This is a genomic window from Vibrio sp. B1ASS3 (assembly GCF_905175355.1).
Lineage (GTDB): Bacteria > Pseudomonadota > Gammaproteobacteria > Enterobacterales > Vibrionaceae > Vibrio > Vibrio owensii.
The window spans coordinates 1,251,561-1,266,478 of sequence record NZ_HG992742.1; the positions used below are offsets into that span (position 1 = coordinate 1,251,561).

General features: G+C 45.3%; 11 protein-coding genes and 1 tRNA gene. 8 read left to right on the forward strand and 4 right to left on the reverse strand.

The features are described 5' to 3' along the window. Window positions 1-7 precede the first annotated feature (7 nt). The 4 genes from rsxB to KJB05_RS05795 all read right to left on the reverse strand — a co-directional run bounded on the left by rsxB (window position 8) and on the right by KJB05_RS05795 (window position 4,243). On the reverse strand, window positions 8-601 hold the full coding sequence (rsxB, locus tag KJB05_RS05780; protein ID WP_005439677.1) for an electron transport complex subunit RsxB: 594 nt from the start codon (window positions 599-601) through the stop codon (window positions 8-10). Window positions 602-604: 3 nt separating this feature from the next. After that, the gene (gene rsxA / locus KJB05_RS05785) at window positions 605-1,183 is read right to left on the reverse strand and encodes an electron transport complex subunit RsxA (protein ID WP_005425202.1); all 579 of its coding nucleotides are present in this window, start codon (window positions 1,181-1,183) and stop codon (window positions 605-607) included. 312 nt (window positions 1,184-1,495) lie between these two features. Next, window positions 1,496-3,793 (reverse strand): formate C-acetyltransferase, encoded by a 2,298-nt coding sequence (pflB, locus tag KJB05_RS05790; RefSeq protein ID WP_208444837.1) that lies wholly within the window; start codon window positions 3,791-3,793, stop codon window positions 1,496-1,498. 374 nt (window positions 3,794-4,167) lie between these two features. Continuing rightward, window positions 4,168-4,243: transfer RNA gene (locus KJB05_RS05795), tRNA-Asn, on the reverse strand. A 559-nt stretch (window positions 4,244-4,802) separates the two neighbouring features. On the opposite strand from KJB05_RS05795, the gene uvrB reads away from it, so the two are divergent. From uvrB to KJB05_RS05830, 8 genes are all read left to right on the forward strand, one after another. Next, on the forward strand, window positions 4,803-6,833 hold the full coding sequence (uvrB, locus tag KJB05_RS05800) for an excinuclease ABC subunit UvrB (RefSeq protein WP_208444838.1): 2,031 nt from the start codon (window positions 4,803-4,805) through the stop codon (window positions 6,831-6,833). 325 nt (window positions 6,834-7,158) lie between these two features. Further along, on the forward strand, window positions 7,159-8,562 hold the full coding sequence (gene luxO, locus KJB05_RS05805) for a quorum-sensing sigma-54 dependent transcriptional regulator LuxO (RefSeq protein WP_208444839.1): 1,404 nt from the start codon (window positions 7,159-7,161) through the stop codon (window positions 8,560-8,562). Beyond that, window positions 8,559-8,903, forward strand: coding sequence for a quorum-sensing phosphorelay protein LuxU (gene luxU, locus KJB05_RS05810; protein WP_039842196.1), 345 nt, complete (start codon window positions 8,559-8,561; stop codon window positions 8,901-8,903). Before luxO ends, luxU begins: the two co-directional genes overlap by 4 nt. A 190-nt stretch (window positions 8,904-9,093) precedes the next feature. After that, on the forward strand, window positions 9,094-10,551 hold the full coding sequence (gene gmtY, locus KJB05_RS05815; protein ID WP_208444840.1) for a gamma-mobile-trio recombinase GmtY: 1,458 nt from the start codon (window positions 9,094-9,096) through the stop codon (window positions 10,549-10,551). 4 nt (window positions 10,552-10,555) lie between these two features. Then, window positions 10,556-13,219, forward strand: a complete 2,664-nt coding sequence (locus KJB05_RS05820) for an integrase family protein (RefSeq protein ID WP_208444841.1) — start codon at window positions 10,556-10,558, stop codon at window positions 13,217-13,219. After that, the gene (gmtX, locus tag KJB05_RS05825) at window positions 13,219-13,896 is read left to right on the forward strand and encodes a gamma-mobile-trio protein GmtX (RefSeq protein ID WP_208444842.1); all 678 of its coding nucleotides are present in this window, start codon (window positions 13,219-13,221) and stop codon (window positions 13,894-13,896) included. The genes KJB05_RS05820 and gmtX overlap by 1 nt, the downstream gene beginning before the upstream one ends. Further along, the gene (locus tag KJB05_RS28860) at window positions 13,889-14,020 is read left to right on the forward strand and encodes a hypothetical protein (protein ID WP_280528751.1); all 132 of its coding nucleotides are present in this window, start codon (window positions 13,889-13,891) and stop codon (window positions 14,018-14,020) included. Before gmtX ends, KJB05_RS28860 begins: the two co-directional genes overlap by 8 nt. A 436-nt stretch (window positions 14,021-14,456) precedes the next feature. Beyond that, on the forward strand, window positions 14,457-14,912 hold the full coding sequence (locus KJB05_RS05830) for a hypothetical protein (protein ID WP_208444843.1): 456 nt from the start codon (window positions 14,457-14,459) through the stop codon (window positions 14,910-14,912). The last annotated feature ends 6 nt before the right edge of the window (window positions 14,913-14,918 follow it).

Here is a 14,918-nt window from a genome sequence, read left to right on the forward strand (position 1 = left end):
CGAAACCTTATTTAATTGAATCAGTCACGTTCGCTGCATTGGCAGCATCCGTAATGTTAACCACTGGAATGGCGTTAAGTTTCCATTTCCAGCTCTCTGTGGTGGTTTCCACAGGAATCATTTCAATACAGTCAGTTGGACAAGGCGCAACGCACAAGTCACAACCCGTACATTCGTCTTTGATCACGGTATGAAGGGCTTTAGTACCACCAACAATCGCATCCACAGGACACGCTTGGATACACTTGGTACAACCGATACACATGTCTTCATGGATGAAAGCAACCGTTTTGACTTTGCTGTCGAGATCGTGTGCCGACTCTTCCGCTTCAACGCCCATCAGATCTGCCAGTTTCTCGATCGTCGCTTGACCGCCTGGAGGACACTTATTGATTTTGTCGCCGTTAGCGATCGCTTCAGCGTATGGACGACAACCAGGGTAGCCACACTGACCACACTGAGTTTGCGGGAGAATAGAGTCGATTTGATCGACAATTGGATCCGCTTCGACTTTGAAGCGAATCGATGCAAAACCGAGTATTGCCCCGAATACAGCGGCGAGGGCAGCAAGAGCAATGATCGCAATTAAAATCGTACTCATCGTTTACTTCACCAAACCTGTAAAGCCCATAAAGGCAAGAGACATAAGGCCTGCGGTGATCATCGCAATCGATGCGCCTTTAAATGGCACAGGTACATCAGCTGCAGCAATACGTTCACGCATTGACGCAAATAGGATAAGTACCAAAGAGAAGCCAACCGCTGCGCCAAAACCGTAAATGATCGATTCGATAAAGTTGTGGTTTTCATTGATGTTAAGTAGAGCAACACCCAGAACCGCACAGTTCGTTGTGATCAGCGGTAGGAAGATACCCAACAGACGATAAAGTGTCGGGCTGGTTTTGTGCACGACCATTTCGGTGAACTGTACAACAACAGCGATCACCAAAATAAAGCTCATGGTTCGTAGATATTCGATGCCCAGTGGACGCAAAACATAGCTTTCCACCAAGTATGCACACACAGACGCGAGCGTTAGTACAAAAGTTGTAGCTAAGCCCATGCCAATTGCTGTTTCCAGTTTTTTAGACACGCCCATAAAAGGACACAAGCCTAAAAACTTCACCAGTACAAAGTTGTTCACCAGCACAGTGCCGACCAACAACAAAATATATTCGGTCATAGTTATTACGTTCTTAAAATCCGATCCCAATATTATCGTGTTTTGTGACACCAATAACAACCAGAGAACGGTGTGGTTTTATGCACCCGATGGAAAATTATACGTGTATGTGATGTGAGCGGATGAATTAATAAGAAATTGAAAAGTTTGGTGAATGGTTGTTAACAAAGAAAAACGCAATTACCGCCACTGATTTAACGCACGCGTTGTTGATGGTTTTGGTATCACTTCGTATGGTTCGCCAGAAACGACAAAAGCTCATACCCCTAATGAGTTAGAGGCATGAGCTTTGATTATTTTACAATCTCGCGATTACAGTTTTTCTGTGAAAGTTCGGCTGATCACGTCTTGTTGTTGCTCTCGAGTTAGCGAGTTAAAACGTACTGCGTAGCCGGACACTCGAATCGTCAACTGAGGGTATTTCTCTGGATGTTCAACCGCATCCAATAACATCTCTCGGTTAAGAACGTTGACGTTAAGGTGTTGGCCACCTTCAATCGCAATGCCTTCGTTGCTCGCTTCGTGATGGAAGTAGCCATCCATTAGCGCCGCTAGGTTTTTCTTCTGACTTAATTCATCTTTACCCAGTGCGTTAGGCACAATTGAGAAGGTGTAAGAAATACCATCTTTCGCGTAAGCAAACGGCAGTTTAGATACCGATGCCAAAGACGCAACCGCACCTTTTTCATCACGACCGTGTATTGGGTTTGCACCTGGGCCAAAAGGCATACCTGCGCGACGGCCATCTGGTGTGTTACCCGTTTTTTTGCCGTAAACCACGTTAGATGTGATCGTTAGGATCGATTGAGTTGGCACAGCTTCGCGGTAGGTGTGCATCTTCTGAATTTTCTTCATGAAGCGCTCAACCAGATCACAAGCAATGTCATCAACACGGGCATCGTTGTTACCAAATTTTGGATAATCACCTTCAATTTCAAAATCAACGGCGATGCCATCTTCATCGCGAACAGGCTTCACGGTCGCGTATTTAATTGCTGCCAAAGAGTCAGCGACAACAGACAGACCTGCAATACCACAAGCCATGGTGCGGTGCACGTCGCGATCCATCAATGCCATCAGTGATGCTTCGTAGCTGTAACGGTCATGCGAGTAGTGGATGATGTTCAACGCTGTGACGTATTGTGTTGCTAGCCATTCCAACATGTTGTCGAAGCGTGGCATCAAAGCGTCAAAGTCGAGAATTTCATCTTGAACTTTGTCTACGACTGGACCCACTTGCGCTTTCGATTTTTCATCGATACCACCATTGATGGTGTAAAGCAGCGCTTTTGCAAGGTTGGCACGTGCACCAAAGAACTGCATGTGTTGACCAACAATCTGCGGGCTCACACAACATGCAATCGCGTAGTCATCATTGTCGAAATCAGGACGCATTAGATCGTCGTTTTCGTATTGAACAGAAGAGGTATCAATCGACACTTTTGCAGCGTATTGCTTGAACGCTTCTGGCAATTGCTCTGACCAAAGAATCGTCATGTTTGGCTCAGGAGCAGGACCCATAGTGTGTAGGGTATGTAAGTATCGGAATGTCGTTTTAGATACGAGCGTACGGCCATCAACCCCCATACCTGCCATCGCTTCCGTTGCCCAGATTGGGTCGCCAGAGAACAATGAATCGTATTCTGGTGTACGAAGGAAGCGAACCATGCGCAGTTTCATGATGAAGTGGTCGATCATCTCTTGCGCTTGTGATTCATCAATCAAGCCATTTGCGATATCACGTTCTAGGTATACGTCTAGGAAAGTCGATGTACGACCTAATGACATTGCTGCGCCATTTTGTGATTTAACTGCGGCCAAGTAACCAAAGTAGGTAAATTGAATCGCTTCTTGCGCTGTTTTTGCAGGTAGCGACATATCAATGCCGTATTTCAAACCCATTTGACGAATGTCTTCAAGTGCTTGAACTTGGTCTGCAATTTCTTCACGTAGACGAAGCGTTTTCTCAAGATCGCCACCGCGCTCTAGGAAAGTCTGTGTCGAATTGTATTGCTCTTTTTTGTCTGCTTTTAAGAAGTCGATACCGTAAAGGGCGATACGACGGTAGTCACCAATGATGCGACCACGGCCATAGGCATCAGGAAGACCAGTGATGATGCCTGATTTACGACACGCTAGGATTTCTTTGGTGTAAAGGTCGAAACACGCTTTGTTGTGAGTTTTACGGTATTCAGTGAAGATCTTTTCAACTGTTGGATCCAATTCGCGGCCATAAACTTCGCACGAGTTTTTCACCATGCGAATACCACCATTAGCAATGATTGCACGTTTTAGAGGCTGATCGGTTTGTAAGCCAACGATCTTTTCTAGATCTTTGTTGATGTAACCCGCATCGTGAGAAGTAATCGTTGATGGCAGATCGGTATCGAAATCAACAGGAGCGTGTGTGCGGCTTTCTTGTTTAATGCCTTCAAGCACTTGGTTCCATAATGCTGAAGTAGATGCGCTAACCTCGGCTAAGAAGGACTCGTCTCCCTCATATGGTGTGTAGTTTTTTTGGATGAAGTCACGAGTGTTGACAGAGTTTTGCCATTCACCAGCAGTGAATCCAGCCCATGCGTCTAGCATATCAGTCGTCGGAATAGTCATTAGTAAATCCCTAAGTTATTGATAAATAGAATGGAGGCGACGAGTAGGACGGAACCATTCTTAACCCTGTCAATCGTATGGATTTACTATCTATGAGTAAAATGAATGCTTTTCATTTTTTGAATGATTAATTTGCATTAATCTGAAATTCAATGGCTTATGTATTTAAATTGCCTTGAGATATGCAAATTTATTGTTGATACAGTGAACTTGTGGGCGAATTGATAGTACAAGCTGCTGACGAAAGAGCTTAAGTTAGCCGGACTTGCAAAGATACGTATTGATGAAACGATACAGCGCCTATCTTGATGTTAACATTCAAGAAGGGCAGATACGAAAAAAGCCCAGTTTTTCAACTGGGCTTTTCGGGAATTTGGCTCCTCCTGCTGGATTCGAACCAGCGACCTGCGGATTAACAGTCCGTCGCTCTACCGACTGAGCTAAGGAGGAATTGCTTTGCTTGAAAGCGGGTCGAATCTTACCGAGCACCTATATTTCTGTCAACACCAAAAATACACATTTCTAGCAAAAAATAGTGCTTTTTTTTCTTTACTTTTTTGTATGCCTTATCAGTAAAGGGCTGGAGTTAGTTATCCACCAAAATTGTGGATAAGTATGTTGATGAGATCTGAGTAAAGATCTTTTATATGCAACAGTGCTAGTTTGTTTTGAGTTTTTAATCAGAAATATGCACTGAATAATCATATAAAACAGTGATTTATTTAATTCGACGCAAAATTGCTTAAAGTGGATAAGATTTGCTCTTTTGGGGATAAAGGATAATATTGGGTGTTTCTGGGGAAAAGTTGTGGAAATTAAATTGTGATGATTTGGGGACGTTCATCAACTAGGGCGAAAGACTATAACAGAGTCGCCTGACTAAGGCTAGATCAAAGTAAAGAAAGCGCAAAAATTAATTACAATGAGCTATAAATCTAAAATAGACGTAGATTTCATCTAACAAGGTGTATATATATACAGCTAAAGTGCAGTAAATTTAAGGAAGGGTATGAGTAAAGTTTATGAACTGGTCTCTGAATATCAACCATCCGGTGATCAGCCAACCGCGATTAAGCAGTTGTTAGAAGGGTTAGATGCAGGTCTTGCCCATCAGACATTATTGGGCGTAACTGGCTCTGGTAAAACATTCACACTGGCAAATGTTATCGCAGAAGCACAGCGACCAGCGATTCTTCTTGCCCCTAACAAAACCTTAGCTGCTCAATTGTACGGCGAAATGAAGTCTTTCTTCCCCAATAACGCGGTGGAATACTTTGTGTCGTACTACGACTACTACCAACCAGAAGCGTACGTTCCGACCACGGATACCTTTATAGAGAAAGACGCTTCAGTTAACGCGCATATTGAACAAATGCGTTTGTCCGCTACAAAAGCACTACTAGAACGTAAAGATGCCATTATTGTCGCGTCGGTATCGGCTATCTATGGCTTGGGTGACCCTGAATCGTATCTACAAATGATGTTGCACTTACGTCGCGGTGATGTGATTGATCAGCGCGATATGCTACGTCGTCTTGCAGAGTTGCAATACTCGCGCAATGACGTCGCATTTGAACGTGGCCAGTTCCGTGTTCGAGGTGAAGTGATTGACATCTTCCCAGCCGAATCAGACCAAGATGCTGTGCGCGTAGAGATGTTTGACGATGAAGTTGATTGCATCAGCGTATTCGACCCATTGACCGGTGTGGTCAAGCAGCGCGACTTGCCGCGTTATACTATTTATCCGAAGACGCACTATGTTACGCCACGTGAGCGTATTCTTGATGCCATTGAAAGCATTAAAGACGAGCTTGAAGTACGTAAGAAGCAGCTTCTGGATAACAACAAGCTTCTAGAAGAACAACGCATCAGCCAACGAACTCAGTTCGATATTGAAATGATGAACGAATTGGGCTTCTGTTCAGGTATCGAAAACTACTCTCGTTACTTGAGTGGACGAGCGGAGGGTGAGCCACCACCGACACTGTTTGATTATTTGCCTCACGATGGTTTGCTGATCATCGATGAGTCCCACGTGACAGTTCCGCAAATTGGTGCCATGTACAAAGGTGACCGTTCACGTAAAGAGACGCTGGTGGAGTTTGGTTTCCGCCTGCCTTCTGCATTGGATAACCGTCCGATGAAGTTCGAAGAGTTTGAAGCGATTTCTCCGCAGACGATATTTGTCTCGGCGACACCGGGTAACTACGAGCTTGAAAAATCAGCCGATGAAATTGCTGATCAGGTGGTACGTCCAACAGGTCTGCTTGACCCAGAGTTGGAAGTACGTCCGGTAGCGACTCAGGTTGATGATTTGTTGTCTGAAATTCGAATTCGAGCGGCGAAAGCTGAACGCGTTCTGGTGACGACGTTAACCAAGCGTATGGCAGAAGACTTGACCGAATACCTACATGAGCACGATGTGAGAGTTCGTTACCTGCACTCTGATATTGATACGGTAGAACGTGTTGAAATCATTCGCGACCTTCGTTTAGGCGAGTTCGATGTGCTGGTGGGGATCAACTTGTTACGAGAAGGTTTGGATATGCCTGAAGTGTCGTTGGTGGCAATCCTAGATGCGGATAAAGAAGGTTTCTTGCGCTCCGAACGTTCACTGATTCAGACCATTGGTCGTGCTGCTCGTAATATCGAAGGTAAAGCGATTCTGTACGCGGATTCGATCACTAAGTCGATGAAGAAAGCGATGGACGAAACGGATCGTCGTCGTGAGAAGCAAAAAGCGTATAACGCAGAGATGGGTATTGAGCCTCAGGCCTTGAAGCGCAATATTAAAGACATCATGGAATTGGGTGATATCACTAAGTCGAAGCGTCAGCGCAATACTAAGCAAGTGCCGCTATCGAAAGTGGCAGAACCTTCGCAAACCTACGAGATTATGTCTCCGCAGCAGTTGGAGAAAGAGATCAGCCGTTTGGAAGCAGCGATGTACCAACACGCTCAAGATCTAGAGTTTGAGTTGGCAGCCCAAAAACGTGATGAGATAGAGAAGTTGCGCGCTCAGTTCATTGCCAATAGCTAATTCAACGCGCCTTATAATGCCCAAGTGCTTGTGTCTACAGACGGTGCTTGGGCATTTTATTATTCCCTGTTCAACAGACAAAAAAGAAGCCAATAGGCAGTCGGGTCTATTGGCTCGTTTTGTGAACATGTCGTTCACTAACAACGTCAGTTGGCTAGGTGACCCGAGGGGTCATTATTTATACAGCATGGTTTGTGCCACTATTTAACCTGTTGATATTCGGTTTAATTTGGTTAGAATACCCACAATCCAACAAATGATTATTTGCAAAATGCAAAGCGTAATGCGATTATTATTTAAAACACAACAAAAAATCGGCTAGGCTATGCAACAAATAACAGAAGGTCAAAAGTCTCGTTATCTACTAATGGTAGAAGACACCGCATCCGTTGCGGCATTGTACCGTTCTTACCTGACGCCTCTCGGCATCGATATTAATATTGTTGGAACAGGCAGAGACGCCATCGAAAGCCTGAACCATCGAATTCCCGACCTGATTCTGCTCGATCTCCGCTTACCTGATATGACGGGGATGGACGTATTGCACGCGGTGAATAAAAGCCACCCAGACGTGCCAATCATCTTTATGACAGCTCATGGCTCTATCGATACTGCGGTAGAAGCGATGCGTCATGGTTCTCAAGACTTCTTAATCAAACCATGTGAAGCCGACCGTCTCCGTGTCACGGTGAACAACGCAATTCGCAAAGCAACCAAGCTTAAGAATGAAGCGGATAACCCGGGTAACCAAAATTACCAAGGTTTTATCGGCAGTAGCCAAACCATGCAGCAGGTTTACCGAACCATTGACTCCGCTGCGAGCAGTAAAGCGAGTATTTTCATCACAGGTGAAAGTGGTACCGGTAAAGAGGTGTGTGCCGAAGCCATTCACGCAGCAAGCAAACGTGGCGATAAGCCGTTTATCGCTATTAACTGTGCTGCGATTCCAAAAGATCTAATTGAAAGTGAATTGTTTGGTCACGTAAAAGGCGCGTTTACCGGTGCTGCGAATGATCGCCAAGGTGCGGCTGAGCTTGCCGATGGTGGCACGTTGTTCCTTGATGAATTGTGTGAAATGGACTTAGATCTTCAAACTAAGTTATTGCGCTTTATCCAAACGGGTACTTTCCAAAAAGTGGGCTCTTCAAAGATGAAGAGTGTTGACGTGAGATTCGTGTGTGCGACCAACCGCGATCCTTGGAAAGAAGTGCAAGAAGGCCGTTTCCGTGAAGATTTGTACTACCGTTTGTACGTGATTCCTTTGCACCTTCCACCGTTGCGTGAGCGCGGCGAAGACGTGATTGAAATTGCGTATTCGCTACTGGGCTATATGTCTCACGAGGAAGGCAAGAGTTTCATCCGTTTTGCACAAGATGTGATTGAACGTTTCAACAGCTACGAATGGCCGGGTAACGTTCGTCAGTTGCAAAACGTGTTGCGCAATATAGTGGTACTGAACAACGGCAAAGAAATTACGTTGGACATGCTGCCACCACCACTGAATCAACCAGTGGTTCGTCAATCGATTTCAAAATTTATTGAACCTGAAATCATGACGGTGTCAGACATTATGCCGCTTTGGATGACTGAAAAAATGGCCATCGAGCAGGCGATTCAGGCGTGTGACGGCAACATCCCACGCGCTGCGGGCTACCTAGATGTCAGCCCATCGACGATTTATCGCAAGTTGCAAGCTTGGAATAGCAAGGACGAAAAACAGAACGTATGAGTACGGACGTATTAAATCAGCAAAAAATTGAAGAACTCTCTGCCGAAATTGGCCGTGATAATGTTCCTGTTTTGCTTGATATTTTTCTTGGGGAAATGGATACCTACATCAGCAACCTATCCACTCTTGTAGGTACTGAGCAGTTGGTTTACTTAAAAGAGATAAGCCACGCGTTGAAGAGCAGCGCAGCGAGTTTTGGTGCTGATCGACTGTGTGAATTGGCTATTGCCATTGATAAGCAAGCCAAAGCAAATCAGTTGGCAGAGCAGGGGAGTGAAGTTGGTGAGATGCTCGATTTACTGCATGTGACTCGCGAGACTTACCGTTCTTGGACAAAGTAACCAACTCAGATAGCCATACAAAGCAATAACAGCCGTTTATAAACACGAAGCCCTTCCGATGTCTTATATATAGTGACCTAAAGGGTGTATATTGTGTATTAAAGGCAGAGAAATCTGCCTTTTTATTGCATAATGATTGGGCTAGGCATACAGTTAATTGTATGTATATAGTGTATGGAAAAAGAATGGTTTGTCATCAGTAAAAGTCAGAGCGACGATTGTAGAGGATAATACGGGCATCAAAAGCCAACTCCCTATCTTGCTAACTGAGGAAGGAGAGTTAGGTACGGTCACGGACTACCTGCTCAAGCTAGAGGCGGACGGTGTGAGTAACTCCGTCATGAATGGATTTCTTCAAGCGGTGTCCTTGTTGCTGGATTATATGGAAGCAAACAGAGGGTTGTTTGATGATCCGAAGTTGCTCTTCCAGACCTTTTCTAAGCGGTTGTACACAGGAACTATTGGTGAGGATGGACTTGACCCCTCTTATTTATATTGGGTGCCAAGCTCAACCAGTAACGTGAATAAGCATATTCATCGACTGACGGCATTCACCGATTGGTTGGCAGACAGGCAAGACATTGTGCCAATGAACCCCTTGCGTGATGCCACCCCTCATGAGCAGCGATTGAATTACGCTGCATGGTATCGTAAAAACCAGAATGATTTTCTCGGTCATATCGAAGATAAAACCGTCAATAAAACCATCCGTAAGGCGCGAACCATTAAAGGGCGCACACCACTCACTAAAACCGAGGATGATGCTATCGCCTTTCCTGAAAAGCATTGGGAAGATTTTTATATGAACGGTATTGGAGGCGCAACCGACCCACGAGTGGCACTCAGGGACAAATTAATACTCCTACTCATGCACGGTGGCGGACTACGCGAAAGCGAGGCTTTAACCCTTTGGGTGACAGATGTGTTTGAAGGCCCCGATAACCCAGATAGTGCAATCGTTCGAATTTACAATGAAGTCGATGGCAAAGCGCCAAATGACCCTGAAGTTCGCTCTAAAAGCCAGAATAGAGAAACGTACTTAAAAGAAAAGTATGCGCGTATCCCTCGCCAACGCATGAAAGGCACCGCACACCTCGGTTGGAAATGTCGTGTGGTTGACCATAAAGACAACTACATACAGGTTCAATGGTTTCCCACCGACTATGGCAAAGTGTTTATGTCACTTTGGAAAAACTATCAAAAGTATCGCGCCAGCATCGACTGTCACCATCCTTATGCGTTCATTTCTTTTCATCACAGCGCGTTAGGCAATCCTTATACTATCAACGCTTTCCATGACAACTACGCCAACGGCTTAAAGCGCATAGGTTTAGAAGCAAACAAGGCTGAAGGTAAAGACCCTCACGGGCATCGTCATAATTACGGTAGACGATTAGAACGTTCAGGGTTGAACCCGTTGGTGATTCGGCGCTGTATGCACCATAAGTCCCTAGATTCACAAACCCCCTACACAGGCAAAGGGCAGCAGGAAATCTCTGATGCATTGACCCAAGCAACACTGCAACTTGCAAATCCCGAATCGAAAGCCAAAGCACTGGATTGGAAAGCGCTGATTGAGCATGGTTTTGATGACATAGACCCGCAGGGGTGCTTCACTGGCAAATATCCAAAGCTGAGAGGTAAGTAATGTAATGCCGAAAAAAAGAAAATATGACGGACGTTCATCGGATTTAACTTTCTCTTGGATGCTCACCACTCTTGGTACCGAGTGGCAACAATGGCAAGAGTTGGCTGCTGAGTGGATGGCAGAACAAAACACAGGGGTTTGCTATAAACTAGAAGCTATGGCTCGATTCTTCGAATCCTATCTTGCTGAATATGCACCTTATGCCATCGGCAATATAGATTTGTTTTTTAAGGGCTACTGCGGTCATCAATGCTCTAGCGAAGAGTTGAAGATTCTTGTAACGAAAACACAAAATGCCCCAGAAGCCATAGTTAAAGGTGTGAATTTTCCTTGTGACTTTATCGATTTTGTTATTAAAAAAGTGTTCTCCGAGGAAGATGACAATGGCAAGCTAGTACCGCTGGTTCAAAACCCTCTCAGTAAAATCAAAGCGCAAGGTTCTGCTATAGAAACTGTGCGCAACCCTCTGCCATATCGCTACATTCAGGATTTACGGCAAATCCTTTGTCCGTTGCCTGATAAAACCGAACTTGCGGTCATTCAGCAAAACCTCAAGGACGGTGAAACCTTGTTGCCTGCCTATTGCTATCGGCACTTCAAACACTGGACATGGGCGCAGCAGCAAACAGGGCAAGGAGAAAGAGGAGGTGATGGTGACTGGTTTGAAGTAGAGCTTGAGATGATTGATAAAACCGACCCTGATTGTGTGTGGCGTAGCAAAGAAGTCACTCGAAATAACAAGAAAGTCACCGTTCACCAACTCTGGTCGCCCGTCAAAGCGATGGTGGTTTTTATAAAACTTCACCTACCACTGCGTATCTATCAGGTGCGGATGCTCGATAGTGGGGAAGCAGATACATGGCGCTATGAGCAAGGTCAATGGGTAGTGAATACCAAGCATGATTTTGCCCTTGGCAGTGAAAAGCGTCCGTTCGGAAAAGGCATCTTCCGCCGAATTTACGACCTTATGACAGGGTTGTATTCAACAGGTCTATATATCAACACAAACAAGACCGCTGACCAGAACAAAAATGAACTGGAGCGTGGTTACATCATCCCGTGGCAAAACGAGGAAGTGCTTTACTGGCTGGAAAAGCTGCGCAACTGGCAAGAAAAATACAACCCGATTGCAAAGCCCACTGACTGCACCACGCTACAGGTAAAACACACAAAACATAAAAAGTCGAGAGCATACCTAGAAAGTATGGGAGAAATTGCCTTTCTGTTTCGTGATGCATCAGCAAGGGGCGAGGATAAGCACAAACCCGTCATGGACAATTCGCTAGACTCTTTTTGGTATCAACTTCTATTGACATTAGAAAACCAACTCGCAGAGCAAAGCAACACCCTAGAAAACGGCGAACGGCTAAAACTGGTTGTGGATTACCCTGAAGGTACGGCTAAAGGTGCTATGCTTGCCACACACTTTCCTCTACACAGTTTGCGTGTTTCACTCATCACAGCGTATACAATGGATACCCAACTGCCATTACCTGTGATTTCTAAGCTATTGGCGGGGCATACGCGCCTATTGATGACCATCTACTACAACAAAATCACCCCGTCAGTGATGGCAGAAAAAATGGATGAAGCACATGGTGAGTTGGATTCCAAATCCAAACAATCGGTACGCAATTTCCTCAAAGACGCCTCAATGGAACAAATTCAGTGCAAGATGGTGTATCACAGCGATAACAGCATTCAGGCGGCACTGGTTAACCGCAACCCGATAGGTTGGGAAGAGCGTTCGTGTGGTTTGTGCTTGGTTGGCGGTAACACCGTAAAGTCGGATGAAGTCAGTACCCTTGGCGGCTGTTGGAACGGTGGCGAGTTGATTAAAAGTGCAAAATCTGCTGCTAATCGCATTTACGACAGCGTGTCGCACGGCCCTGAGAACTGTCCTCGTTGCCGTTGGTTTATCACCGAGGCTCGTTACCTCCCAGCGCTCAATGCCCACTTCAATCAACTGAGTTACAAAGCACATCAAGCGGCTAATCTCTCTGTGGAAATTGAGGGTGAGTTAGAAGCACTGAAAGACGAACAATTCTTTTGCGAAGAGCAAGGTAAGCCGTTCATCAAGCACGACGAGCTGCAAGCACTACAGCGCCGCTATGAAAAACAGCAAGTCGAAGCTGATGAATATGCAAAAGACCTCGTGGCTTGCTTTGAACTCATTATCAAAATCATGCGTGTCGAAGAAGCCAGAAATGAGAATGACACTAACGATAAACTTATTGCGGTTGGCTCTGAGCAAGATGTCTGTCATGCTTTAAAGTTTATCGAAACCGACTCAGAGTTACTGCACCTATCTCTTATTTGTGACGATGCGGAGTTCTATCCTGATTTGCAGGACGAACTGCGTAAAACCCCTGTAATAGAAAAGCGTTCACGTAAGCTCAGTCGTGTACTGATGAAAAAAGGCTTTGAGCCGATTTTCATGGAAATGGACGACAAACAACAGCTCATCGCCGCCAATGCCATGCTGCGCCAAATGGCGAAAATCGCTGCCCCTGACGACAAACTTGAAGGCTACCGCAAAGTGGCGAGCTACATCGAAGCAGGAGAATACCTGACTGATAACAAGCTGTTCTCTCAGGGTATTCATGCGCTGAAGGATAAAGCCATTAACCTAAATAGCATCGTACTACCGAACTTATTGGAGGACTAATGGAACTCGATATTGATGTCATTCTGGCTGACTTAAAAGAAGGGAAAGTACCTCGCACTCAGCAAAACCTCGATAAGCTCAACGACACGCTAAAAAACTATGCGGAATCAGGTCAGCGTGACTTCTCCATCACGCAAATTGGGCGGGTGTCTGCGGAAAATGGCGGATTGGCGTATGAGGCTTTGCGTGCTACCCGTAACAAGCACTACCGAATACTCATCGAAGCGTGGGCGGCAAAATGCAATACCAATACCAAAAAGCCGCTATCCAACACCTCTCGGTCTAAATCTATCCCTGCGGATAACAAGCTGTTAGAGCGCATCCCAGATCCTGCGGTACGCGCCTTGTTTGGTCAAATTATTGCCGAGCGAAACCGTTACCGCAAAGAGGTCAATTTGCTCAAGCAACACGCGAATATTACCATCGACAAACGCCCTGTGCGCCAGTTTGAGCCCACCGCTGAACCAAGCGTGGAAGTGCTGCCATCCCTATCAGGCCTACTCACCGAATCAGAGAAAAAAGCTGTAGCGTATGCCATTTCTGATGAATGCATGGACAAGAACGACTGGCAGTATACTCAGGCTGGTCAGGTAAAAGACATGGAATACAACAGCGAAATATTCCCTAGAGGCTTTATCACAGGACTTCGCAAGCTATTGGGTGAGGTAGATGACTAATGGCAAGTGGGCAATAGAAAGTGCAGCAAAACCTTGGACATTTGAGGTCTGGAAAACCACGCAGACGGACGATAGCTTTAAACAAATTGCTTCCAGAGAGTGTATTAAGAAGAAGATCGGGTAACAACCCTTGGGTTCGAAATCAAGGGTCACAAGTTCTTTCTGCCACTTTACGTGAGTGATGCCATGTTATTTAAGCAGAATCACTATGACAAAGGCATTTAGAACGGCTCACTTGATATGCTAGCCTGCGTCAAACCTTCTGGTAATAATTACCGTGAGATGACGATAGATACAGGTAAAAAGGTCGAGATAACTCAAACCGTTCTCGACTGAATGGAGTGCATTAGACCAATGTCACACTTTTGCCTTTTCTGACATTTTTAGTGTTCGAACGCAATAACTAGGGTATTCGCCTTATTGTCTAGCTCATAGGTTGTCATGACCAATCAAACAGACAGATTACCTGTATTTTCATCCGTACTTGCCAATAAACGCTGACGCTATCTTCCTAATTTCATTGTTAAAATCCTGCGTTATTTTCTGACAGGAATAGGATAATGCTTGATTCTAACCCCTCATCATCCCCCGTAGAACTCTACTCTCGAACAGGGTGGATCAATGAAGTTCACCCCGATAATCGTCATGTCAAAGTCGATTTTGAGGGCAACCCGCTTGGTCAGTCGGTGTGGGCGGTGCTTGGCCGTCTGTTCACGAAAGCGGATTTACAACTTGCGATAGATCACCGTCTGGATTGCCGTATTGAGTTCGTGGCAGGAGATATCTACACGCCGATGTTAACCAATATTTATTCTTCACTTTTGGATGAAGAGCTTATCGTACTGCGCGCGAAAAAGGTAATCATAGACGGAGAGGAATGTGTTGAACTCGGGGCTGGTGAGGCTAAGACCTCTATGATTGCGAAAAGTGGTACGGTTAAAACCACCGCCCAAAACATCAATACATCGGCAGATAAGCTACAAAAAATTCAAGCGACCAAAGTGCGCTTAAACTGATTGAAA